Origin of the sequence: Ciceribacter lividus (assembly GCF_003337715.1) — a bacterium.
In the GTDB taxonomy this organism is placed as follows: Bacteria; Pseudomonadota; Alphaproteobacteria; order Rhizobiales; family Rhizobiaceae; genus Allorhizobium; species Allorhizobium lividum.
The window spans coordinates 86256-108774 of sequence record NZ_QPIX01000008.1 but is presented as its reverse complement, the minus strand read 5'-3'; the positions used below and the strand labels follow the sequence as shown (position 1 = coordinate 108774).

At 62.9% G+C, this 22519-nt stretch carries 21 protein-coding genes and 2 pseudogenes; 4 read left to right on the top strand and 19 right to left on the bottom strand.

Going from position 1 to position 22519, the window contains the following annotated elements; all coding sequences use genetic code 11:
- Positions 1 to 135 precede the first annotated feature (135 nt).
- The 19 genes and pseudogenes from DFR48_RS15065 to DFR48_RS14975 all read right to left on the bottom strand — a co-directional run bounded on the left by DFR48_RS15065 (position 136) and on the right by DFR48_RS14975 (position 17627).
- The gene (locus DFR48_RS15065) at positions 136 to 945 is read right to left on the bottom strand and encodes a metallophosphoesterase (RefSeq protein ID WP_114363968.1); all 810 of its coding nucleotides are present in this window, start codon (positions 943 to 945) and stop codon (positions 136 to 138) included.
- Entirely contained in the window at positions 945 to 1979 is a 1035-nt protein-coding gene (locus tag DFR48_RS15060; RefSeq protein ID WP_114363967.1) for an ABC transporter ATP-binding protein, read from the bottom strand. Before DFR48_RS15060 ends, DFR48_RS15065 begins: the two co-directional genes overlap by 1 nt.
- On the bottom strand, positions 1976 to 2764 hold the full coding sequence (locus DFR48_RS15055) for an ABC transporter permease (protein ID WP_114363966.1): 789 nt from the start codon (positions 2762 to 2764) through the stop codon (positions 1976 to 1978). Before DFR48_RS15055 ends, DFR48_RS15060 begins: the two co-directional genes overlap by 4 nt.
- Before the next feature lie 4 nt (positions 2765 to 2768).
- Positions 2769 to 3572 (bottom strand): ABC transporter permease, encoded by an 804-nt coding sequence (locus DFR48_RS15050; protein ID WP_114363965.1) that lies wholly within the window; start codon positions 3570 to 3572, stop codon positions 2769 to 2771.
- A 56-nt stretch (positions 3573 to 3628) separates the two neighbouring features.
- Positions 3629 to 4624, bottom strand: a complete 996-nt coding sequence (locus DFR48_RS15045; protein WP_114363964.1) for an ABC transporter substrate-binding protein — start codon at positions 4622 to 4624, stop codon at positions 3629 to 3631.
- Positions 4625 to 4701: 77 nt separating this feature from the next.
- A complete protein-coding gene (locus DFR48_RS15040; protein WP_114363963.1) occupies positions 4702 to 5718 on the bottom strand; it encodes a LacI family DNA-binding transcriptional regulator in 1017 nt (338 codons plus the stop codon).
- Positions 5719 to 5881: 163 nt separating this feature from the next.
- Positions 5882 to 5947 (bottom strand): annotated as a pseudogene (locus tag DFR48_RS22270) (hypothetical protein); the annotation flags it as partial.
- A 116-nt stretch (positions 5948 to 6063) separates the two neighbouring features.
- Complete coding sequence (locus DFR48_RS15030) at positions 6064 to 6975, bottom strand: ABC transporter permease (protein WP_114363962.1); 912 nt, start codon at positions 6973 to 6975, stop codon at positions 6064 to 6066.
- Entirely contained in the window at positions 6972 to 8072 is a 1101-nt protein-coding gene (locus DFR48_RS15025; RefSeq protein WP_114363961.1) for an ABC transporter permease, read from the bottom strand. The genes DFR48_RS15030 and DFR48_RS15025 overlap by 4 nt, the downstream gene beginning before the upstream one ends.
- Positions 8069 to 9592 (bottom strand): ABC transporter ATP-binding protein, encoded by a 1524-nt coding sequence (locus DFR48_RS15020; RefSeq protein WP_114363960.1) that lies wholly within the window; start codon positions 9590 to 9592, stop codon positions 8069 to 8071. Before DFR48_RS15020 ends, DFR48_RS15025 begins: the two co-directional genes overlap by 4 nt.
- A gap of 2 nt (positions 9593 to 9594) precedes the next feature.
- Positions 9595 to 10692: a BMP family ABC transporter substrate-binding protein gene (locus tag DFR48_RS15015; protein ID WP_114363959.1), complete on the bottom strand. Its 1098-nt coding sequence runs from the start codon at positions 10690 to 10692 to the stop codon at positions 9595 to 9597.
- A gap of 27 nt (positions 10693 to 10719) precedes the next feature.
- On the bottom strand, positions 10720 to 12099 hold the full coding sequence (locus tag DFR48_RS15010; protein WP_114363958.1) for an amidohydrolase: 1380 nt from the start codon (positions 12097 to 12099) through the stop codon (positions 10720 to 10722).
- 1 nt (position 12100) lies between these two features.
- Complete coding sequence (locus tag DFR48_RS15005; RefSeq protein ID WP_114363957.1) at positions 12101 to 12754, bottom strand: glutathione S-transferase family protein; 654 nt, start codon at positions 12752 to 12754, stop codon at positions 12101 to 12103.
- Positions 12754 to 13599: an aromatic ring-hydroxylating oxygenase subunit alpha gene (locus DFR48_RS15000; RefSeq protein ID WP_114363956.1), complete on the bottom strand. Its 846-nt coding sequence runs from the start codon at positions 13597 to 13599 to the stop codon at positions 12754 to 12756. The genes DFR48_RS15005 and DFR48_RS15000 overlap by 1 nt, the downstream gene beginning before the upstream one ends.
- Positions 13596 to 14249: a Rieske 2Fe-2S domain-containing protein gene (locus DFR48_RS14995; protein ID WP_114363955.1), complete on the bottom strand. Its 654-nt coding sequence runs from the start codon at positions 14247 to 14249 to the stop codon at positions 13596 to 13598. Before DFR48_RS14995 ends, DFR48_RS15000 begins: the two co-directional genes overlap by 4 nt.
- Positions 14250 to 14402: 153 nt before the next feature.
- Positions 14403 to 14636 carry an acylphosphatase gene (locus DFR48_RS22265; RefSeq protein WP_425359260.1) on the bottom strand — a complete coding sequence of 78 codons (234 nt, stop codon included), beginning with the start codon at positions 14634 to 14636 and terminating at the stop codon, positions 14403 to 14405.
- 728 nt (positions 14637 to 15364) lie between these two features.
- Positions 15365 to 15832, bottom strand: a pseudogene (locus tag DFR48_RS14985) (transposase); the annotation flags it as partial.
- Entirely contained in the window at positions 15822 to 16835 is a 1014-nt protein-coding gene (locus tag DFR48_RS14980; protein WP_114363953.1) for an IS481 family transposase, read from the bottom strand. The pseudogene DFR48_RS14985 and the gene DFR48_RS14980, both read right to left, overlap by 11 nt.
- A 129-nt stretch (positions 16836 to 16964) precedes the next feature.
- Positions 16965 to 17627: a GntR family transcriptional regulator gene (locus DFR48_RS14975; protein ID WP_114363952.1), complete on the bottom strand. Its 663-nt coding sequence runs from the start codon at positions 17625 to 17627 to the stop codon at positions 16965 to 16967.
- Positions 17628 to 17992: 365 nt separating this feature from the next.
- Here DFR48_RS14975 and DFR48_RS14970 point away from each other — a divergent pair, with 365 nt between their 5' ends.
- From DFR48_RS14970 to DFR48_RS14955, 4 genes are read left to right on the top strand one after another with little or no spacing between them, the layout of a single operon-like run.
- A complete protein-coding gene (locus DFR48_RS14970; RefSeq protein ID WP_114363951.1) occupies positions 17993 to 19279 on the top strand; it encodes an NRAMP family divalent metal transporter in 1287 nt (428 codons plus the stop codon).
- An 11-nt stretch (positions 19280 to 19290) separates the two neighbouring features.
- Positions 19291 to 20055, top strand: coding sequence for a LamB/YcsF family protein (locus DFR48_RS14965; RefSeq protein ID WP_114363950.1), 765 nt, complete (start codon positions 19291 to 19293; stop codon positions 20053 to 20055).
- A 15-nt stretch (positions 20056 to 20070) separates the two neighbouring features.
- The gene (locus DFR48_RS14960) at positions 20071 to 20877 is read left to right on the top strand and encodes a putative hydro-lyase (RefSeq protein WP_114363949.1); all 807 of its coding nucleotides are present in this window, start codon (positions 20071 to 20073) and stop codon (positions 20875 to 20877) included.
- 7 nt (positions 20878 to 20884) lie between these two features.
- Complete coding sequence (locus tag DFR48_RS14955) at positions 20885 to 22513, top strand: 5-oxoprolinase subunit B/C family protein (protein ID WP_114363948.1); 1629 nt, start codon at positions 20885 to 20887, stop codon at positions 22511 to 22513.
- Positions 22514 to 22519: the final 6 nt, after the last annotated feature.

Here is a 22519-nt window from a genome sequence, read left to right as displayed (position 1 = left end):
TGCGGCATTGGCCAACCGGCGGTCAGAGCCCTTCGATAGCGCCAGGATCACAATCATCGACGATCGCGGGCGGCATTTCCATCAACGGGAGCTTTGGAAATGTCGATCCGCCGGCGATAGCCGTTCATTCTTCGCTCAGAAGGGCCAGGGTCCCGCAAACGCCCCGATTGGCAAGATATCGGAGACGAGGCCACTTCGTGGACCTTCAAGCCAGGTGTGAAGCATCATGGCGCCGGGTTCCAGGATCAGCGAATTGACTGCCTCCGGCCGAACATCCCGATGGACGGCATGGGCGGTCGAGGGCGCAATCTGGCAAATGACCTTGCCGATGTGCGTGGTCATCGCCCGATGCACGTGACCCGAGATCATGCGCACAGGCCCGGGATGGGCCTGCAGCCGGTCCATCAGCGCCGCGCCATTGCGCAAGTTGTCGGCATCCATTGCCGATATGCCCGAGAACATCCAGGGGTGATGCGTCGCCACGATGACAGGACGTTCGCCCAGCGCAGTCAGTGTCCGGTCGACAAAAGCGAAGCCCTCATCCGACAACATTCCGTGATGAGCGCCATCCAGCAGCGTATCGAGCCCGATCACGACGAAGGGCCCGAAATCACGCTGCCACTGGATCGGGCCGGATTCCGGCATCCAGTCTGTTCCGGCAAAGGCCGAGCGCATCTCCGCATGCCTGTCGTGATTGCCGGGAATGGCAAGCCATGGCAGTTCCAGCGCAGACATGATCTCGAGGAAATGGTCGTATTCCTCGGCAGTTCCATGGTCGGTCAGATCGCCGGTGAGGATCGCGCAATCGACGGACCCGAGCGCCGGAAGGCGTGCATTGATCGAAGCGACGGCGTTGGCGAGCGCGGCGGCCGTATCGGAATGGCCGCAGGCAAGCTGCCCCTTCGCAACAATGTGGGTGTCGCTGATCTGGATGAAGGCGGGCATCAGGCGGCGTCTTTCTCTTCTTCGAGGGTCAGAATGGATTGGGGAGCGACAGACAGGCGGACGGTTTCGCCGAGCTTCGGGGCATACAGCCCTTGATGCAAGCAATAGAGCGGTTCGTCCGACGCACCTGACAGCGCGATGCGGTAATGCGTGCCGAGGAAGGTCACCGTCTCGACCTGGGCCGCAAGAGGACCATTGGCATCGATCTTCACGTCCTCGGCTCGCACGAAGGCCGTCTTGCCCTCGGCTGCCGCACAAAGGGTCAGCACGCCGCCGCGCAGATGCAGCCGGTCGCCTGCGATCGTACCGCCCAACGGCATGGCATTGCCGATGAAGCGGGCGACGAAGGGTGTCTCCGGCGCGCGGTAGAGCGCTTCGGGTGTTCCTACCTGCGCCACGCGACCCTGTGACATCACCACCACGCGGTCGGCGATCGCCATGGCCTCGTCCTGGTCGTGGGTGACGAAGATCGCCGTGATTCCGAACTGGCGCAGCAGCAGGGCGAGTTCGTCGCGCAACTGCACGCGCAGGGCGGCATCGAGCGCCGACAGGGGCTCGTCCAGCAAGAGAAGTCGCGGACGCGGTGCAAAGGCACGTGCAAGAGCGACACGCTGCCGCTGGCCGCCCGACAGCGCGGAAATTGGGCGCGCCCGGTAAGGCTCCAGTCGGCAGAGCGCGATCACGTCATCGACCCGTGCCTCGATTTCGGCGCGCGGCAGCTTCTGCATCTTCAGCCCGTAGCCGATATTGGCGCCCACCGACATGTTCGGAAACAGCGCATAGGACTGGAATACCATACCGACCTTCCGCCGTTCGACAGGCTGGGAGGTGATGTCCTCGCCCTTGAAGCGGATCTCTGCGCCGGGATCGGCCGTCTCCAGCCCTGCGATAATCCGCAGTAGCGTGGTCTTGCCGCAGCCCGAGGGGCCCAGCAACGACACGATCTCGCCCTCTGCGATATCGAGATCGGTTGGAGAAAGGGCTTGCGTGCCGCCCGGAAAGGTCTTTGCGATATTGTGCAGATGCAGTGTCATTGGCTGATCCTCTGGGCGCGCGCGCTGGCCCATTGCATGGTGACGAGAAGTGGCACGATCATCACGAAGAAGATCAGCGTATACGCCGAGGCGATTTCCAGGCGCATGGAGGCGTAGCTGTCAGCCAGTCCTACCGGCAGTGTCTTCAGAAAGGGCGTGTGCAGCATCCAGGTCAGGTTGAACTCACCGATGGAAAGGGTAACCACCGTTAGCGCGCCGGCGAGAATACCGGGCAGGGCGTTCGGCACGACAACGTCGACAAAGCGCCGGACAGGCCCGGCCCCGAGACTTGCCGCTGCCTCCTCAAGTGTCTTCAGGTCGATTGCCGCAAGCACCGACTGCACGGAGCGCACCATGAAGGGCAGTGTATAGAGGACGTGCCCGACGAGGATGAAAGTCCAGCTTATCCGGAACTCCTTGAACGTGCCATAAAGTTGCAGAAGCGCCAAAGCCAGCGCCAAGCCGGGTATGGCCAGCGGCAACGAGATGAATTCTTCCATGGCGCGGGCGATACGGCCCGGATTGCGTGCCAGGACATAGGCGGCGGGCACGCCGATGACCAGCGTGACGGCGAGACATGCGAGCGAAAGGCCGAGTGAAAGGAAGGTGCTGGATGCATAGAGTTCCCAGACCACGGCGATCCATTCGAGTGTCAGTCCCGACCGCAAGCCCTGGAAATAGTTGACGGTCAAGCCTGCCAGCACGGACTGGATCGTTGGTACCAGCAAGAACGCCGACGCGAGCAGCGTGACCGAAATTTGCACGATCTTACCTAAGGATGTCATGAGCTCAGCCTCCCGCCGCGACGCCGGCGCCTGAAAAGGACCGGGCGAGGAACAGGATGGTCCATGTCGCGAAGCCGAGCATGACCGACAGGGCCGCCGCCATGGCGATGTTCGCCGACAGTGTGAATTCGGTGTAGATCACCATGGGCAGGACGTCGATATTGGTGGCCAGCGTGAAAGCCGTTCCGAAGGCGCCCATGGCGGTGGCGAAGGCAATGGCGCCGGCTGCGACCAATGCCGGTGCCAGTTGGGGGATCAGCACATCCCGCATGACGCGATACGGCGATGCCCCCAGCGTGCGGGCAGCTTCCTCCAGCGAAGGGTCTATCTTTTCTATCGCCGCCATCACCGTAAGCAGGACCCGCGGGATGGAGAAATACAAATAACCCAGGAAGAGACCGAGCGTCGAATAGGCGAAGATCATGTGACCCGGCAGGATCTGATTGAACAGGCCCTGTCGCCCGCCGAGGAGGATGATCATGAATCCGACGACCACGCCGGGAAAAGCCAAAGGCAGCGTCAGGATCGACAGCAGCACGGCGCGACCGCGAAAGCGATTCCGGGCAAGGTAGAGCCCGGCGGTAGTGGACACTGCAAGCGCCGCGACCGTCACCAATGTCGATACAAGCACGGTCTGCACCAAGGTGGCCGTGTAGCGGGGAGTCTGCAGAATCTGCAGATATACCCCCCAGCCGGCATTGCCCTCGCCCGAGGCGAGGACGAGCCTCACCAGCGGCAATGCCAGGAAGGCGAGCGAGAAGACCGTCAGCGGAACGAGGCAAAGGGCCAAGAACTGTCGGGAAGACATCCGGATAGCTCCGATTCTAAAGTGGGCAGAGCGTCGCCGCTCTGCCCGTTGGCGGATTACTTGACTTCGGCGAGGTAGCGTTCGCCGAATGCCGCCTGAGCCTTGGCCATTTCGGCATAGTCGACCGGGACTGCGCGTTCATACTCCGTGTCGGGCAGGAAGCGTGCGGCGACCTCGGCCGGCAGGGCGACCGGGCGGGCGGGCTTGAGGTAGGCGTTGGCCCAGATCGCCTGTCCGTCGTCGGACAGGATGAAGTCGAGCGCTTTCTTGCCCGTTTCGGCATGCGGCGCGCCAGCGACCAGGCTCATCACGTAAGGCACGCGGATGGTGCCTTCGCACGGCATCACGAATTCGAACTTGCCGTTCTCCTTGTATTTGGCGCGATAAGCGTTGAAATCGTAGTCGAAGAGGATCGGGATTTCGCCGGAAACGACGCGGGCGTAGGACGTCTGCTTCGGCACGATCGGGCTGTTCGCCGCCAGTTCCTTGAAGTATTTGAGTGCCGGCTCGAAATTGGTCAGGTTGCCACCGAAGGCCTGGTTTACGGCGATCGCACCGGCATAGCCGACAAAGGCAGAGGCGGGATCGAGATAGCCGACCATGCCCTTGTATTCCGGCTTGGTCAGGTCCGCGAAGCACTGCGGCACCGGAGCGCCGTTGAGCGCATCGACGTTCACGAAGAGACCCAGCGTGCCGTAGTGCACTGCGAACCACTTGCCTTCCGGGTCCTTCAGCCCCTCGGGGATTTCGTCGAACCCTTTTGGCTTGTAGGATTGAACCACGCCCTCGCCCGCAGCCTGGATGCCGGTGGTCACGCCATAATAGGCGATGTCGGCCACCGGGCTCGCCTTTTCGGCGATGAGCTGGCTCAGTGTCTGGCCGGAATTCTTGTTATCGTGCGGCATCTTGACGTCGGCCTTCTCGTCGAGTGCCTTGAGCATCGAGGCCCAGTCCGCCCATTCGGGCGGGCAGTTGTAGCAGACGGCGTCTTCGGCAACGGCAGGGGCTACGAAGGCTGTTGCGAAAAGCAACGCGAAAACAGTATGTTTCATGGGTTGATCCTTGGTTGAGAGAGGTCTTGAGCGAGGAGAACGGACGGCGGTTGGGCGGCATCCCGACCGTCGTCACCTTATTCCGGGTTCGGCGCGGCAAGGGTTGCGCCGGCTCGGAAATGGAACGGCAGGGCTGGCGGCTGAATGGGTACCTGCCCCTGCATGGCTTCGAGAAGCGATCGCGCCGCCTGACGGCCCATCGCCTCGGGTGATGTCTCTATGGTAGCGAGCGGCGCCTCGAGCAGCCTGCCGATCTCGATCCCGTCGAACCCTGCGACCGACAGATCCTGCGGCACGCGCCGACCCAACAGGCGGGCTGCCTTGTGTACCGCGATCGCCAGGAAATCATTCGAGGCGAAGATCGCCGTCAGAGTGGGATGATCGTTGAGAATGGCCGCGAGGCTGTCCGGCCGGCTCGCCTCGGCCTCGCCGATTTCGATCAGCACCGGGTCGGGCAGACCGCGGGCCCGGCATTCGGCACAAAACCCTGCATAGCGATTGCGCGAGCGGTCGGAGGTCGAAAAGCGCAACGCCAGGAAGCCGATACGCCGGTGCCCCAGGCGCACGAATTGCCGCGCCACTTCCCGCGCTGCCTCGAAGTTGTCGACATAGGCGGTGGTGAAGCCTTCGATGGGATCGTGAAACATCAGCGAAACCGGCGTGCCGCGCTGCTGCGCCTGTCTCAGCGCGGCACTGCGGTCCGGGGCGACCATGGTGGCGATCAGCCCGTCCGCGTCTTTCGACATCAGTGTTTCGATGGCGGCGTTGTCCGCCGTCTCGTCATAGTTTGAACAGGAGATCAGCAGCTGGTAGCCGGAATCCTTCAGCTCGGACTGAACGCCCTGCACTGCCTCGGCAAAGACCGGGTTCGCCAACGAGGGCACCAGGCAGCCGATGGTCATCGAGCGACGGCTCTGCAAAGCACGTCCGATGGAACTGAAGCTGAAGTCGAGATCGCGTGCCGCCCGCTCCACCCGCTCGCGCACCTCGGCGCTGGCGGGGCCGGATTTGTTCAGCACGCGGCTCGCCGTCGCCACGCTGCAGCCGGCTGCCTGCGCAACATCGCGGATCGTGACGGACGTCTTTTGCTGCATGATCTGGCCCCGGCTGGAAACGTTTCCACGTTAGCCAGGCTTTGTTACAGCCCGATGACAACAGGCGGTAAAATCGGGTTGCGCGGGTCCGGCTTATGGACGACGTGTTGCCAAGTCCGATCGCTGCAGCGATCAAGCGGACCGTGAGAACCAGAGGGAAGTTGAAAGGCGAAATGACGCCGACCACACCATGGGGCGCACGCCGCACATGATTGGTGCGATCGTCCATGCCGGGCAGGAATATGTTTGTCGGCTGCCAGGCGAGCGATGCGCACGCGGATCAGAAGGGCTCTATGCAGGTTCGTGTCCCATAGAGCCCGGTAGGCGGCAACTTCTTGTTTCAGTTCAGCGTTCGAAAGGTTCACCGAGCGAAGCGACTCCGTTTAGTTTCAGGAGGCGTTTGTCGGCGGAGATAATGCCGAGGACGATGATGGTGACGAGGTAGGGCAGGCTGGACAGGATCTGCGAGGGCAGGTCGATGCCGGTGGCCTGGGCCGCCAATCCCATCAGAGAGACGGCTCCGAACAGGCAGGCGCCGAGGAAGACCCGGCCGGCGAGCCAGGTGCCGAACACGACGAGCGCGATGGCGATCCACCCGCGACCGGCGATCATGCCGTCGGCCCAGAGCGGGGTGTAGACAATTGCCGCATAGGCGCCGGCAAATCCGGCCATGGTGCCGCCAAAGGCAATGGCCGCGAGCCGCACGCCGATCACCGAATAGCCGATGGCATGGGCGGCCTTCGGGTTTTCGCCGACGGCACGGATGGTGAGGCCGGCCCTTGTGTGCGACAGCAGAAACCAGACGCCGAGGGTGACCGCAAGCGAGAGCCAGACGACGATATCCTGTACGAAGAGACCGCCGACAACGGGAATATCGGAGAGACCGGGGATTGCGAGCTTCGGCAGGCCTTTCACCGTCAGGCTCTCATAGGTCTTGCCGACCAGGGCCGACAATCCTTGTCCGAGAATGCCGATCGCAAGCCCGGCGGCGACCTGGTTTGCGCGAAAGCCGAGCACGATGAAGGCGAAGAGAAGCGAGAGCAGCGCGCTTGCCACTCCGGCGGCGACGAAGCCGAGAAAATGGCCGCCGCCATGATAGGTGACGATGAAGGCGATTGCCGCACCCAGTGCCATCAGTCCTTCGACTCCGAGGTTCAAGACGCCGGCGCGCTCGACCACGAGTTCGCCTAGGGCTGCGAGCAGAAAGGGTGTCGCGGCGGCCAACATGCCAGCGAGGATGAAATCGACGGCGTTCATGTCGGCCTCCGGTAGGCTGTATGCGGCCATTCCAGCCGGTAGCGAACAAAGGCGACGGCCACGAGATAGGCAAGCAGCAGGCTGCCCTGGAAGACACGAACGGCGGCAATCGGCAGGTTGGCGGACACCATGGCGTTGTCGCCGCCAATATAGAGCGCCGCCATGAAAAGCGACGAGACCATGATACCGATCGGGTGAAGGCCGCCGAGATAGGCGACGATGATTGCGGCATATCCATAGCCGGTGGCGATCGAGCGCTGCAGCTGGCCGACGGGGCCTGCCACTTCCGTCGCTCCGGCAAGGCCTGCGGCAAAGCCTCCGATCAGGAGGGAGAGCCAGATCGCCCGCTTTTCGCTGAAACCGGCATAGCCGGCTGCGCGCGGTGCCAGGCCGCCGACGTGCAGCTTGTAGCCCATGAAGCTCTTCTGCATGAAGATCCAGGCGGCAATCGAGAGCGCCACGGCCAGAAGCAGCGAGACATTCACCCGTGTCCGCGGGATGAGCGTCGGTATCATGGCGTCGTATTGGAACATCACGGATTGCGGGAAATTGAAGCCGTTCGGATCCTTCCAGGGGCCGAGCAGCAGGTAATAGAGAAACTGTGCCGCAACGAGGCTCAGCATGAGCGAGACGAGGATCTCGTTGGCGTTCAGACGGATACGCCAGAACGCGGTGACCGAGGCCCAGAGCGCGCCGCCGATGGCACCGAGCAGCAGCATCGAAGGCCAGATCCAGGCGCCGGTCGCTTGCGGATACCAGATTGGAATGGCGGATGCGAAGATCGCACCGAGGATGAACTGGCCCTCGGCGCCGATGTTGAAGACCTTGGCGCGGAAACCGATGGCCAGCCCCTGGGCAATGAAGAGCAGCGGCCCCGTCTTCAGGAGGACCTCGGAGAAGGAGGACCAGGAGATGAAGGGCTCGAGCAGCATTGCATGCATGACGGCGCCTGCCTGTCGGCCCATCAGCACGTAGAGCCCGAGATTGAGCAGGATCGCGACGACCAGCGCGGCCAGCGGAGCGAGAACGGTTGCCGCCAGCGATGCGCGTTCGCGGCGCACGAGGCTCGGTAGAAGGGCACGGGCCGGTGCGCTCATGATGCCAGCTTTCCGGGCGCGTTTTCCGATCCGATCATGTAGCGCCCAATATCCTCCGGCCTCGTTTCGCGTGTCACGAGCGGTTCGCTGAGCTTCCCGTGGTGCAGGACCTGGATGAAATCGCAGAGTTCGAACAATTCTTCCAGTTCCTCCGAAATCACGAGGATCGCCACGCCCTCGTTGCGCAGGTTGACGAGACGGCGGCGAATGGCGGAGGCTGCTCCGATGTCGACACCCCAGGTGGGCTGGGCGACGAAGAGCAGCTTTGGCGCCAGCATGATCTCGCGGCCAACGATGAATTTCTGCAGATTGCCGCCGGAGAGCGATCCGGCTTCGGCATCGGGGCCGGGCGTTCGGACATCGTAGTCGCGGATACAGTCGCGCGCGAAATCCTCCGCGAGGGGTTTGTCGACAAGACCGCGGCGGACAAGTTTTTGCGGGTGAGCGGTCAACAGGCCATTAAGCGTCAGCGACATTTCCGGCACGGCGCCGCGTCCGAGACGATCCTCTGGCACGAAGGCGAAACGGAGCTTGCGGCGGGCGGCGGCATCAAGCTGGCCGACATCCTTGCCCATCATGAAGATGCGGTCCTGCTCTCCGTTTGGAAGCGTCGTTTCTCCGGAGATCAACATCGCCAGATCGCTCTGGCCGTTTCCGGAAATTCCGGCAATTCCGATGATTTCACCAGCCCGCACCGTAAGGCTGATCTTGGATAGCGGTACGGCAAAGGGATCGTCAGGTTTGTAGTCGAGGCCGACGAGTTCCAGACGCTTCTCTCCGGGGGCATTCGCCGCAGCCGGCATGGGGGGCGGCATGTCCCGGCCGATCATCATGCCGGCGAGATCGTGGGCGTCATGGTCACGGGGATCGACATGCCCGGTGACTTCGCCGGCGCGCAGGATTGTGGCGCGGTCGCAAAGCGACCGTATTTCCTCCAGCTTGTGCGAGATGAAGAGAATGGAGACACCGCCATCGCGCAGCTTGCGGAGCGTCTCGAACAGTTTTTCGACCGCCTGCGGCGGCAGAACCGAGGTCGGTTCGTCGAGAATGAGGAGCTTCGGATCTGTCATCAGGCAGCGGATGATTTCCACCCGCTGGCGCTCGCCGACGGAGAGCGCATGGACATGGGCGAGCGGGTCGACTTCCAGCCCGAAATCGCGGCCGAGCGCACGTGTGCGATCGGCAAGTTCCGCCTTTTTGCCCGGCATCACTAGCTGGATGTTCTCGACCACGGTCAGGGTCTCGAACAGCGAGAAATGCTGGAACACCATGGCAATGCCCTGACGTCTCGCCTCGGCAGGCGAGGCGAACGTCAGCGGTTCGCCCTTCCAGGAAATGCTTCCGTCGTCCGGCTGTTCGACCCCGGATATGAGCTTCATCAGGGTCGACTTGCCAGCCCCGTTTTCACCCAGGATCGCGTGGATCGACCGCGGCGCAACGTCCAGGCCAATGTTCTTGTTGGCCTGGATCTGACCGTAGCTCTTGGAAACGCCGCGAAGCGACAGGAGGGGCGTGGTCATACTTACTTCGGCAGCGGCGTTGCGACACCCTTGACGTGCCAGTTCATGGCGATGATGTCGCCGTCGGGCAGGGTTGCTCCGGCTGCCACGCCCTCGCTGCCGTCGGCCTTGGTGATCGGGCCGGCGAAGGGCGAGAAACTGCCATCGGCGATCTTCGCCTCGATCTCCTTGATCTTGGTCATCGTGTCTGCCGGGATATTCGGGTTCCAGTCGACGACTTCGACGACATTGTCCGCCATGCCGAGGAAGGCGTTTTGGCCCTTGAACGTGCCGGCGAGATGGGCGTCGACCGAGGCCTTGAAGAAGGGCGACCAATCGGTGGTGACGCAACCGAGATAGGTCTTCGGCGCATACTTCTTCATCGAGGAATTGAGATTGAAGGCGTAGACGCCGGCCTCTTCGCAGGCCGAGATGACGGACGGCGTGTCCTGGGCGTTGGAGAAGATCACGTCGCAATCCTGCGCGATCAGTGCCTTGGCGGCTTCCTGCTCCTTGGCCGGATCGAACCAGGAGTTGACCCATACGACGGAGACTTCGATATTCGGATTGACGGCCTGGGCGCCGAGCGTGAAGGCGTTGATCGAGGTGATCAGCTCGGGAATGGCGAAGGCCGAGACGGAACCGAGCTTTCCGGTCTTGGAAAGCGTGGCGGCCGCCATGCCGAGCAGGTAGGTGCCCTGGAAGTATTTCGCGGCAAAGGGCGAGAAGTTCGGCGCCACCTGGAAGCCCGAGGCGTGAAGGACACTGACCGAAGGATCGCGGCGGGCAATCTGAAGCGCGCCGTTCTGGTAACCGAACGAGCCGGCGATCAGGAACTTGGCTCCGTCGGCCACAACCTTGTTCATGATGCGGTCGGCATCCGGGCCTTCGGCCACGTTCTCGATGATCGTGACCTTCACCTTGTCGCCATAGGCCGCCTTGACCGGTTCGAGACCGACGGCGAGTGCATGGGCCCAGCCGACGTCGCCGACGGGCGAGGGCACGACGAGCGCGATGCCGAGCGGCTCGTCGGCGGCGAAGGCGGAGCGGCTGGCGAAGACGCCGGCGAGGCCGGTCGCTGCAGCCGCCTGCATCAAAGTTCTGCGGGTCAGGTTGGTCATGATTGCTGTTTCCCTCTTTTTGGCTTTTCAGATCGTTACGCTGGCGAGTGCCGCTTCGGCATCGGCGAACAGTTTTCCCTCGTCGAGGCCGGCAAACTCGCCGTTTTGCCAGACGATGCGGCCATTGATCATGGTCATGTCGGTGACGGAGCCGACGCCGACGCGCGGGATCAGGCCCAGCGGATCGTGCCGCGTGCCGACATAGTCCATGCGGCGGGTGTCAATGGCGAACAGGTCTGCCGCCATGCCCGGCGCCAACCGCCCTATGTCTTTGCGACCCAGCAGGCTCGCACCGCCCGTCGTGCCGTAGGCGAGGAATTCGGCCGGCGGCGGTACCGGGTGCTTGCGGCTCGACGCGGCGAGGCATTGCAGCATGTAGGCCGAATGCAGGCAGTGCATCAGGTTGGAATTGTCGTTGGAGGCCGCGCCATCGCAACCGAGCCCGACCCTGACGCCGAGAGCTGCCATGGCCGGGAGATCCGTAACCTCGGCACCAACCAGATAGACCGGTTCGGGGCAATGGGAGACACCTGTGCCGCTTGCCGCCATCCTGGCGAGCTCGTCATGGGTCAATTCCCAGCAATGGGCATAGAAGGTGTCGGGACCGGCGAAGCCCATTTCTTCGAGGTAATCGACGGTGCGAAGCCCGTGGCGGGCCTCCATCACCGGGCTTTCACCTTCGCCGACATGGGTGTGCAGGAAGACGCCCTTGTCGCGCGCAAGTGCCACCGATTCCACGAAGGTCTCGCGGTAGGAATTGACCGGCTGGCAGGGGGAAACCACCACCTGGCGCATGCTGAAAGAACTGGCGTCGTGATAGACGTCGATCAGGCGCGCGCAGTCGGCGATGAATTCATCCGTGGTCTCGAGCATTTCGTCGGGGATGGTCGATCCTTCGGATTTCGGCAGTGTGTTGCCGCCCCGGCCGGCGTGGAAGCGCATGCCGAACAGGTCCGCGGCCTCGAACTGCCGGTCGACCAGCCGTTTTCCGGCATGGCGCGGAAAATTGTACTGATGGTCGAAGGCGGTTGTGCAGCCGTGCTTGATGAGCTCCGCCATGGCCGTGACCGATGAATGATAGAAGCAGTCTTCGGTGAGGCGCGAAAAGATCGGGTAGATGCGGTCCAGCCATTCGATGACCGAAAGCGCCGTCCAGTCGAGGTCGGCGTGATTTCGCACGAAGCACTGAAAGAAGTGGTGATGCGTGTTGACGAGGCCCGGATAGACGAACCAGCCGGTCGCATCCTTGACCTCGGTACCCGCGGGCATCGTCCGGGCGCCAAGATCCTTGCCGATTGCCTTGATTGCAGGACCTTCGGTCAGCAGGTCTACCTGGCGGTGGACCACCGGGCCGGTGCCGTCGTCAACGATGACGGCTGCACAGTTTTTGAGGAGATGACCGCTCATCTCATGCCTCCGCCACTTCAGGCTCGGGCTTCAGGTCGTGAAGACGGTGGATACCGGGCATTTCGATGAACCCGTCGAGCGATCGAAGCGCGCGCGACCAAAGGCGGATCATCGGATAGGGATCAAGCAATACATTGCCGTCCGGCGCGAGTGCCACATAGGGGAAGCAGGCGATGTCGGCGATGGTCGGACGATCGGCTGCGAGGAAGCGTTGTCCGCGTTCGGCCTGCTCGAACAGCCCTTGCTCCAGCTCTCGCAAGGCAGCGATACCCCTGGCCTGGAGGCTCTCGATGTCGCCGGGAACCAGCAGCATCTGGTGAAGGCGAGCGCCGCCGAGCGAGGAGGTCAGGCGCGCGGAAAAGGCGAGCCACTGCTGGGTCTTTGCGATTTCTTCGGCAGATCCATTGCCGAGCCAAGCGGGTGCCGCCTTGGCAGCCAGATAGGCGAGCATGGCGGATGATTCCGTCAAGAGCAGATCGCCGTCTTCGAGGATCGGGATCGTGCCTGCCGGATTGAGTGCCAGAATCTCTGCACCGCGGTGCTCGGCTCCGGGGTGGAAATCCACCGGACGCAGCTCGAGTTTGACGCCTGCGAGGGCGGCCATGAGGCGCACCTTGTAGCAGCTGGGCGAAAGGACGTAGTCGTAAAGCTTCATTATTGCGCCACCAGTTGCGCGCCATAGGTATACTTGTGGCGCTTCAGCCAGCGCCGGTAAGCGACCGAGGTCAGGTCGGCCCGTGTCGGGATTTCCATGCCGGGATCGAGCGGCAGCAGGGCCGGGATCTGATTTTCGAGGATCGAGCGGTCCTGCAGGAAGATCGTCTGCTGGAAATGGATGAGATCCGTCATGGAAGACTCGTCATCAAAGAGCGCCATCCATGGCCATACGTCGCAGAGGTCTTCTGCGAGAGGCTGCACGAAGAGCGTGATGACATCCCATTCACCCGGTCGCGGCGGGCAGGTCTTGTAGAGGATCGAACAGGTCGGTGCCGGCACACGGTACATATAGTCGGTGGTGATGCCGCCCGCTGCCGATTTTGCCGCCTGGGGCTGGTAGAACTTCACCTGGGTCGCCCAGACTTCGTCTTCCTCCTCACGGATCTCGACCTTGTAATTTTCCACTTCGGTGTGTGGTTCGGAGCCGAGGATATCGGTATGGACGAAGGGGAAATGGGCGATGTCGAGGAAGTTCTCTACCGCCCTGAGCGGTGAGCAGCGAACACGGACCACGCCGACCTCGACGAGGCGGCGGCCCGGCTGGTCCCCTTCGGGGATATCGAAGAGTTCGTGCGCCGGTGTGCCGAGTGAGGTCCAGACGTGACCGTAGCGCACGCGAACGGGAAGGGCGCGACCCTTGCCCTCCGTCACCGTCGCCGCGCCATTCGCGTCGAGGGCAACCGTGATGGGCTCTCCCATCAGGATAGTCGCGTAATCCGCCTTGGCGAGCTGGCTGAACAGGGCGACCGGATACCATTCGTTCAGCATTCCCATCTTGCTCATGGTCGTGCTCCTTCCACGGCGAGCGCCTCCGCGCGGCGGCGCAGGGTTTCGGCGAAGCGCGAGGCAGCGATGCGCTCCCGGGACTTCGCCCGGTGGTCCAACAACACATGCATGAGCGTCTGGCCATCGGCCTGATCGGAAAGAAGAAGACAAAGGCCGTCCGCGGCACCGGCCGGCTTCAGCAGGCCATCGGCATCTGTGCTTGCACCCGCCGCAGCTTCGATTGCGGCAATGGTTGCGGTGGCGGTCAGGGAGCGGAGCGGCGAGAGCCCCTCAAGGCGCGGCGGCTGACTTTGCGGCGCGCCTTTGCCGACCCAGACGAAGCCATCCTGTTCGACGACCGGGAAAGTCGCGACGCGGATCGTCTCCGGCGGCGTGAGGCCCGGATGGGCGGGGATGCCGAGACAGTTGCCTGCTTTTGCATAGCGCCAGCCGTGATAGATGCAGGACAGTGCCTCGCCACGAACGAAGCCGTGGGAGAGCCGCATGCCCCGATGTGGGCAACGGTCGGCGGAAGCGGCGGCCTGGCCGGAGGCACTGCGCCAAAGTGCGATGGTCTCGGCCCCGATCCGGGCCGGCATGACCGTTCTTGCCGGAAGATCAGCAGACAGTGCGACTGGCATCCATCTGTCCGTCGTGTCGGAGGGCATGTTAAAATTTCCCAAATTAGTCAAATGCTTATAGGATGTAGTTGGTGCGCGTGTTCGGTCTTCGACCAGTCGTCAAAAGACAAAGTTGCACAACTATTGCACATTGGCAATGAGTGATGAAAAAAAGCGCACAATGCCGGAGCGCGCGAGAGTTTAGAGGATGTGGTCGCTCGGCTCTTGCCGTTGGATACTCTCTACCCAGACGTCGATTGGGCCCAGGATGCAACCTATTTCCATCATGTCTATCAGTTCTTCGCGGCCGACAAGATCGAGTTCTATCCTGCCTGCCGAGGCGTGCGTGATGGTGGAGGAAAGCCCCAGTTTCGATGCATGACGGCCGATCCAGGGAAGAAAGGAGTCCGGCAGGAGCTCTCCGAGGATCACCATCCGCTGCCTCTGCAATTCGACTGCTTGTTTCGCCATTCGTATCGTGTCCCTACGTTCAAGGGAAAGTCACAGGAAAATCACGCTCGATGCAAGCAGATTGCCGAGTCGCAGGTGGGGCAGGGCAGGTCGATGCTGTCGCTTGAGGCGGCGAAGGCCTTTGCATCGAACCTGGAATGGGCCGTGGAGCGTCAAGGTACACGCCAGAGCGGCCAGGAGGATTGATGATGGTGAGTGGTTGGGACAAAATCGCCTGGACCGGAGAACGATTACGCCAGCAGGCCATGGACGAAGCTGCAAACCGTCCTGCTCTTCGTCGCCATCGCTGGGCTGTTTGCGGGCTTGAGATTGTTCGTTTTCGGATAGTCACCGTTTGTTCGTGCCTTTCGCCCCCACGCGCTGTCCTCGTCGATCGACGGCGGAGAAGTGGCTGGCATTTTCAATGAAGGAATCAGGCGTTCATGGGACAAGGGGGGGCGGACATCTCTCCGGCATCATCCTTTGCGAATGGCGCCTTTCGCCCTGAACACACTACGTCTCCTGCTTCCCATGCGCTTCCTGCAGTATGAATAAGCCAACGCCTGTGCTCCACCGTAGCATTCGAAACGTGGAGACCTCGAAATACCGCTGATTTCGAGATCGGCGGGGCGGCGTGATGGCTGTTTGTGGCTTTCGCCTCCGATTTCATGGAAGATTTTGTGGTGTCGACGCCCCTTTCGGGGCTTGCGTCGTCATGCGGTGGCGCGTTTCGCCTCGTGGAAGACATAGCGCAGCATATTGTAGGCGATATTGGCCATGCCGATCTTCACCCTCGCTCGGCTGATGCCGATGGTCCTGATGAAGAGCTTCATCTTGTCCTTTTGCCTGGCGAAGACATGCTCGACGGCGGACCTGATCTTTGATCGTCGTCCGTTTGCCCGCGACATCGTTTCCGGCATTGGCTTGCCCTTCGGCTTTCGCTGGTGGATATCCGACTTCAGGCCATTGTCCCTCAGCCATTCCTCGTTGGTCTTGGAGCGGTAGGCGCTGTCGGCCCAGACGGTCGAGGCCGTATTGTCCTTGGTAACGACGTTCCTGAGCTGAGTGCCGTTATGGGCGGCCGCACTCGTCACCGTCCATCCCCGGATGAAGCCGTGCGCCCGGTCGATGCCGGCATGGTTCCTGTAATCGAACATCGGAATGGCGATATCATGCTGCTTGCTCGCGGCAGATGTTGTTTAGTCCCGGCATTTGATGGATTGGATCGATCGTGAATCTTTCCGGCTCTGTTGTCCAGATTTTGCAAATGAATTCGTATGGTGTGAGACCTCGAAGCGTCTTCAACCGGCGGCCGAAATTGTAGGCATCGATGAATTCACTCATGTGCCTGCGTAGTTGATCGTGGTCTTCGTAGTGGAAGCGCTTTACCGTCGCGTCCTTGATGGTGCGGTTCATCCGCTCGACCTGACCATTGGTCCACGGATGGCGGGGCTTGGTCAGGCGATGTTCGATGTCGAGATCAGCACATGCCAGTTCGAATGAATGACAGCGAAAGGGCACATTGTCCCGGCGCATCGCATTGATATCTTCCGGTGTCCAGCCATCGCCGGTCGGATCAGTGAAATGGGTCCCATTATCAGTCAACACGGTGTGGATCTTGTACGGTACGGCCATGGCCAGAGCGCGGAGGAAGTTTCCGGCAATGCGCCGGGTTGCCTTCTCGACCAATTGGACAAAAGCAAATTTGGAAGTTCTATCAATGGCTACGAAGAGATAGAGCCTGCCTTGCGCCGTATGCACCTCGGCAATGTCAACGTGGAAGTAGCCGATGGGATAGCGCTTGAACTTCTTCTTCGGTTCCTTGTCGCCTTCCACATCGAGCAGCCGAGAAATACCATGACGCTGAAGGCATCGATGCAACGACGAGCGTGTCAGATGCGGGATCGCCGGCTGGAGCGAGTAGAGGCAATCATCGAGAGGAAGCAACGTGTGCCTGCGGAACGCGACGATGATTGCTTCCTGCTCCAGTGACATAACTGTCGAGTGCGGCTCTTTCGGCCCCGTTGGTAGATCAGCCAGAGACGTTCTCTTTTTCCATTTGGCGACGGTCTTCTGATTGATCCCGTACCGTCTGGAAAGCACCCTCAGGCTCTCTTGACTATTTTGTATCGCTCGACGGATTGCCTCTGTCGTCGTGGCGCTCCCGTGTAGAACCTGGCTCATAGTGCTTCCCTCCATTCGTGCGAGAAAATTGCACCATCAAAACCTGGGATCAAACATCTAAAGCCATTTATCAAATCAAGGCAGACGGCCTTCGGCGGAGGGTTACAAATCAGGCGCCCAAGTACGGGCCTACCCCACCTCTCCAAGCCTTGCAAATGCCGCCAGCACGGTGCGTTCGGAGCGTTCGAGATAGGCCTCCAGCGCGCGTGCCGCCTCGACCGACTTGCCCGCTTTCAGCTGCTCCAGGATCGTCGCGTTGAGGTCGACGTAAGGCGCGTGGAGAAACTCCGGATCCTCGAGAAGGCCGAAGCTCAGGCGCAGTTCGGCGGCGATCTGGCCGTAGAAGGCGTTGAGCCTCGTGCTGTCGGCGAGGTCGACGATTGCCGCATGAAACGCCATGTTGGCGCTGCCGACGCCGACCCAGTCTTTCGCCTCGCGGCATTTCAGGGCTGCCTCGACGGCCGCGTGCATGCGTATCACGGCCGGATGCTCCGGGTAGGCCTGTTCGAGCGCCCGGCACTCGACCAGGCGGCGGACCCGGTAGATGTCGATGATCGAGGCCATGCTCGGCGTGGCGACGAAGACGCCGCGGTTCGGCTCGTGCCGCAGGAGACCTTCTTTGGTGAGCAGGCGAAAGGCTTCCCGAAGCGAATTGCGCGAGACGTCGAGATCGTCGCTCAGCGCTGCTTCCGAGAGCCGCTGGCCGGGTTTCAGCTCGCCGGCGATCAGCCGCGCGCGGATCTGTTCGGCGAGCCGCTGTGCCAGGGTCAGTGCTGGATCGTGTTGTGTCATTGGCCCCTTTTCGGTGCGTGCACCGTGTTCTTCCGCCCGCTCCGGTGAGCTCGCCTTCACCGGACGCCGCGCATCCTGGACTTGCCGGTCAGCGCCATCGGGCGACCCCATGGGCCAATATCCCCGAAGCACGAGAGGAGGCAAGGTCCGCGTGCCGGGAGCGGCAAATATGCGCAGCATGAAGGCAGGTTCTGCACATATCCACGCATGAATGCTCAACAAAATAGCACGATCATAGAATCATAAGAGAAAATTGTTCAACAATATTGACAGAATTGTGAAACACAGCGACGCTGTCTCCGTCGAATACAGCAGACCTGCCGGCCTCGGCGCTCAGGCGGGCCGTAATCATAAGGAGAGGGTTCATGGAACAGCATTCGATATCCACAGGTGCCGGCCCGATGGCCGATGCTTCGCTCGCCACTCCGGGTAGCCAGTCGGCCAAGTCGCGCCGCGCTTCGCTCACCGCCGCCATCTTCCTGATGGCGACCTCGGCCATCGGCCCCGGCTTCATCACCCAGACGGCCACCTTCACGTCCAAGCTCGGCGCTGCCTTTGCCTTTGCGATCCTCGCCTCGATCATCATCGACTTCGTGGTCCAGCTCAACGTCTGGCGCATCGTGACGCTGACGCGCATGCGCGCTTCCGACATCGCCAATGCCGCCATTCCGGGAACCGGCTACGTTCTCGCCGTGCTGGTCATCGTCGGCGGCCTGTTCTTCAATATCGGCAATATCGGCGGCTCCGGCCTCGGCCTCAATGCCATGCTCGGCATCGACCCGAAACTGGGCGGGGCGATCAGCGCCCTGATCGCGATCGGCATCTTTCTCTCAAAACGCGCAGGCGTCGCCATCGACCGGCTGATCATCGTCGCCGGCGTCATGATGATTGTCCTGACGCTCTACGTCGCCATCGTCTCCGGACCGCCGGTCGGTGACGCGCTTTACCAGACCGTCCTGCCGGCCACGATCGATTTTGCGACCATCACCACCATCGTCGGCGGAACGGTCGGTGGTTACATCACCTATTCCGGAGCCCACCGCCTGCTCGACAAGGGAACGGTCGGGGTCGAGAATCTCGGCGCCGTGAACCGGGCCGCACTCTCCGGCATCGCGGTGACCGGCCTCATGCGCTACGTGCTCTTCCTCGCGATCCTCGGTGTGGTCGCCAGCGGCATCGTCATCGATATTTCCGGCAAGGGCGCCAACCCCGCGGCACAGGCCTTCGAGGCCGCCGCCGGCAATGTCGGCCTGCGCATCTTCGGCGCCGTCCTGTGGTTCGCTGCCATTACCTCCGTCATCGGCGCGGCCTATACCTCGGTTTCCTTCCTCACCGCCTTCAAGCCGGACATCAGCGAGCGCGCCCGCAATCTCGCAACGGTCGTCTTCATCGCCGTCTCGCTCTTCTTCTACGTCGTGATCACCACGCCGCCGGCGCAGATGCTGGTCTTCGTCGGGGGCCTCAACGGCCTTATCCTGCCGATCGGCCTCTCGATCTTCGTCTATGCCGCCTGGGCGCGCTCCGACCTGATGGGCGGATACCGCTATCCGCGCTGGCTGCTCGTCCTCGGTGCAGCGGTCTGTGCGCTCACCTGGTACATGGGTTACAAGTCGATCGGCCCGATCTTCGCGCTTCTGACGGCAACCGCATAAGGGGATTCTCGATGACCGCAATCGATCTCAACAGCGACCTCGGCGAGGGCTACGGCGCCTGGAAGATGGGCGATGACGAAGCGATGCTCGCCATCGTCTCCAGTGCCAATGTCGCCTGCGGCTTTCATGCCGGCGACCCCGCCGGCATCCTGAAGACCGTGAAGGCGGCGGCCGGGAAAGGTGTTTCGATCGGTGCGCATGTCTCCTATCCCGATCGCGTCGGCTTCGGCCGGCGCGACATGGATGTCACGAGCGGCGAGCTCACCGCCGACGTCATCTACCAGATCGGTGCCCTCAAGGGACTTGCTGCAGCTGCCGGAACGACCGTCGGCTACGTCAAGCCGCATGGCGCCCTTTATAACCGCATCGCCCATGACCCGAAGCAGGGGAAGGCGGTGATCGACGGCATCAAGGCGGTCGATCCCTCGCTCGTCCTGATGGGGCTCGCGGGCTCGCCGATCCTCGATCTCGCCCGCAAGGCGGGGCTTCAGGTGGTGGCGGAAGCCTTTGCCGATCGCGCCTACCAGCCGGACGGCCAGCTCGTCTCGCGCCGGGAGCCGGGTGCCGTGCTACACGACCCGCAGCTGATCGCCCGGCGCATGCTGCGGCTCGCCTACCAGGGAACGCTGGAAGCGATTGATGGGTCGACGATCAAGATCGATGCGCAATCTATCTGCGTTCATGGGGACAGCCCCGGCGCCGTTGCCATTGCCCGGGACATCCGCCGCGCCTTCGAGGCCGATGGCGTCCGTGTCCGTTCCTTCCTTGTGAAGTGACGGGAGGAGACCGGCATGATCGCTCCCGAATATCTCCGCCACGTCGATGCAAGCCCGGCGCGGGCCGCGCGCGAACGCTATCGTGCCGGCGCCGTCGAGCCGACGTCCGGGGTGGCACCCGGTTTCACGCAGGCGAACATGATCGTGCTGCCGCGGGACTGGGCCTTCGATTTCCTGCTCTACGCGCAGCGCAACCCGAAGGCCTGCCCGGTCCTCGACGTTTCCGATCCGGGTTCGCATGAGACGGTGCTTGCACCGGGCGCCGACCTGCGCACGGATATTCCGCTCTACCGCATCTGGCGCGACGGCAAGCTGGCCGAAGAGACGCCGGATGCGACGGCGGCCTGGGCCGAGCACGCTGACCTCGCAAGCTTCCTGATCGGCTGCAGCTTCACCTTCGAAACGCCGATGATCGAGGCGGGCATCGAGATCCGGCACATCATCGACGGGTCCAACGTGCCGATGTATCTGACCGACCAGCCATGCCGGCCGGCGGGGCGGCTCAAGGGCAACATGGTCGTGTCGATGCGGCCGATCCCGGCCTCGCGTGTTGCGGATGCCGCGACGATCTCCGGCCGCTTTCCCGCCGTTCACGGCGCCCCGGTGCATGTCGGCGCGCCGGAGTTGATCGGCATCCACGATCTTTCGAAACCGGATTTCGGCGATCCGGTGCGCATCGAGCCCGGCGAGGTGCCGGTGTTCTGGGCCTGCGGGGTGACGCCGCAGGCAGCCGTCATGGCCTCCGGCGTACCGTTTGCCATTACCCATGCGCCGGGGCACATGTTCATCACCGATATTCCCGATTCCGCCTATCACGCCTGAGGTCCGCATGCGCTTTCTGCCCGTCAGCCTGACGACGATCCTCGTCGAGCTTGCCGATCTCGACGAGACGCTGGCCCTCTTTGCGTCCCTTCAGGCCGATCCGGTCGTCGGGATCGAGGACCTGGTGCCGGCCGCCCGCACGCTGATGGTCCGGTTCCGGCCGGAGCGCCTGAGCGCGGCCACGCTCGCCGCGGCGATCTCGGGTCGGGACCTTTCCGTCCGCACCGCGCCCTCCGAGCACCTTGTGGAAATCCCCGTGCGTTATGACGGCGAGGATCTGGACGAGGTCGCGCGGCTGACCGGCCTTTCCGCCGAGGAGGTGATCCGCCGACACACGGAAAGTGACTTCACGGTCGCCTTCTGCGGCTTTGCGCCGGGCTTCGGCTATCTGGTCGGCGGAGATCCGGCGCTCGAAGTACCGCGGCGGCAAAGTCCTCGTACCCGCATTCCGGCCGGCTCCGTCGCGCTTGCGGGCGCCTTTTCGGGTGTCTATCCGCAGGCGAGCCCCGGCGGATGGCAGATTATCGGCACGACGCCCGAAAAGATGTGGGACCTCTCCCGCGATCCGCCGGCACTCTTTCAACCCGGATACCGGGTGCGCTTCTTCGATCTCGAAAGGCGCCGCCGGAGCACAGCGGAAGCGGTAGGGTCGGCCCCGAGGACGGTGGTGAAGACACCGGACGTCGGGCATGCGGCACCTCTGTTCAAGGTTCTCGCCGCGCCGATCCCCGCGCTCTTCCAGGATCTCGGACGTTTCGGCCAGACGGGGCAGGGGGTCTCGGCGTCGGGCGCCCTCGACCAGGGCGCGCTGAAAGCCGCGAGCCGCGCCGTCGGAAACCCGCCCGACTGGGCCTGCCTCGAAATCACGCTGGGCGGCTTCTCTTTCGAGGCGACCGGCCGCGCTACCATCGCCTTTGCGGGTGCACCGTGTCCGATCCTTGTCCGCGACGAGGCGGGCCGGGAAATCGCGGCCGCCAGTTACCAGCCGATCGCGCTCGAACCGGGGGATGTCGTCACCCTCGGCCATCCGCCGGCCGGCATGCGCAGCTATCTTGCCGTCCGCGGCGGCTTCAGCGTCAAGCCGGTGCTCGGCAGTGCGGCGACCGACACGCTCGCCGTCGTCGGACCCGAGCCGGTCGGCGCGGGTGGGGTGCTTGCGCTTGCGGACGGGCGTGAGGGGCTGACGAGTGTCTCGCTGACCGAGACGCCGGCCTTCCCCGCGCCGAAACCCGGAGACGTGGTGACGCTCGACGTCGTTCTCGGGCCGCGTACCGACTGGTTCACCGAAGCCGGTCTCGCAAGGCTCACCGATCAGCTCTGGACGGTGACCCCGCAGTCGAGCCGCGTCGGCATCCGGCTTTCGGGCGACCAGCCGATCGAGCGCCGGGACAGCGCGGAGCTCCCGAGCGAGGGGACGGCGACCGGGGCGATCCAGGTACCGCACAGCGGCCAGCCTGTGCTCTTCCTCGCCGACCATCCGCTGACCGGCGGCTATCCGGTGATCGGCGCGGTTGCCGAATACCATCTCGATCTCGCCGGACAGATACCGGCCAATGCGAAAATAAGATTCCGGCCTGTCTCGCAATTTGCCGAGATCACGCCGTCGGCCGGCCGAGACGCCGCGGAAAGACAGTGAGGAGAC

Excerpts from the sequence above, each read along its gene's own strand:
- DFR48_RS15040 (WP_114363963.1), bottom strand. The coding sequence starts at position 5,718 with ATGCAGCAAAAGACGTCCGTCACGATCCGCGATGTTGCGCAGGCAGCC.
- DFR48_RS15020 (WP_114363960.1), bottom strand. The coding sequence starts at position 9,592 with ATGACCACGCCCCTCCTGTCGCTTCGCGGCGTTTCCAAGAGCTACGGT.
- DFR48_RS15015 (WP_114363959.1), bottom strand. The coding sequence starts at position 10,692 with ATGACCAACCTGACCCGCAGAACTTTGATGCAGGCGGCTGCAGCGACC.
- DFR48_RS14960 (WP_114363949.1), top strand. The coding sequence starts at position 20,071 with ATGATCGCTCCCGAATATCTCCGCCACGTCGATGCAAGCCCGGCGCGG.
- DFR48_RS15050 (WP_114363965.1), bottom strand. The coding sequence starts at position 3,572 with ATGTCTTCCCGACAGTTCTTGGCCCTTTGCCTCGTTCCGCTGACGGTC.
- DFR48_RS15055 (WP_114363966.1), bottom strand. The coding sequence starts at position 2,764 with ATGACATCCTTAGGTAAGATCGTGCAAATTTCGGTCACGCTGCTCGCG.
- DFR48_RS14980 (WP_114363953.1), bottom strand. The coding sequence starts at position 16,835 with ATGAGCCAGGTTCTACACGGGAGCGCCACGACGACAGAGGCAATCCGT.
- DFR48_RS14995 (WP_114363955.1), bottom strand. The coding sequence starts at position 14,249 with ATGCCCTCCGACACGACGGACAGATGGATGCCAGTCGCACTGTCTGCT.
- DFR48_RS15030 (WP_114363962.1), bottom strand. The coding sequence starts at position 6,975 with ATGAACGCCGTCGATTTCATCCTCGCTGGCATGTTGGCCGCCGCGACA.
- DFR48_RS14955 (WP_114363948.1), top strand. The coding sequence starts at position 20,885 with ATGCGCTTTCTGCCCGTCAGCCTGACGACGATCCTCGTCGAGCTTGCC.
- DFR48_RS14965 (WP_114363950.1), top strand. The coding sequence starts at position 19,291 with ATGACCGCAATCGATCTCAACAGCGACCTCGGCGAGGGCTACGGCGCC.
- DFR48_RS14970 (WP_114363951.1), top strand. The coding sequence starts at position 17,993 with ATGGAACAGCATTCGATATCCACAGGTGCCGGCCCGATGGCCGATGCT.
- DFR48_RS14975 (WP_114363952.1), bottom strand. The coding sequence starts at position 17,627 with ATGACACAACACGATCCAGCACTGACCCTGGCACAGCGGCTCGCCGAA.
- DFR48_RS15000 (WP_114363956.1), bottom strand. The coding sequence starts at position 13,599 with ATGAGCAAGATGGGAATGCTGAACGAATGGTATCCGGTCGCCCTGTTC.
- DFR48_RS15025 (WP_114363961.1), bottom strand. The coding sequence starts at position 8,072 with ATGAGCGCACCGGCCCGTGCCCTTCTACCGAGCCTCGTGCGCCGCGAA.
- DFR48_RS15060 (WP_114363967.1), bottom strand. The coding sequence starts at position 1,979 with ATGACACTGCATCTGCACAATATCGCAAAGACCTTTCCGGGCGGCACG.
- DFR48_RS15065 (WP_114363968.1), bottom strand. The coding sequence starts at position 945 with ATGCCCGCCTTCATCCAGATCAGCGACACCCACATTGTTGCGAAGGGG.
- DFR48_RS22265 (WP_425359260.1), bottom strand. The coding sequence starts at position 14,636 with ATGGTGATCCTCGGAGAGCTCCTGCCGGACTCCTTTCTTCCCTGGATC.
- DFR48_RS15010 (WP_114363958.1), bottom strand. The coding sequence starts at position 12,099 with ATGAGCGGTCATCTCCTCAAAAACTGTGCAGCCGTCATCGTTGACGAC.
- DFR48_RS15045 (WP_114363964.1), bottom strand. The coding sequence starts at position 4,624 with ATGAAACATACTGTTTTCGCGTTGCTTTTCGCAACAGCCTTCGTAGCC.
- DFR48_RS15005 (WP_114363957.1), bottom strand. The coding sequence starts at position 12,754 with ATGAAGCTTTACGACTACGTCCTTTCGCCCAGCTGCTACAAGGTGCGC.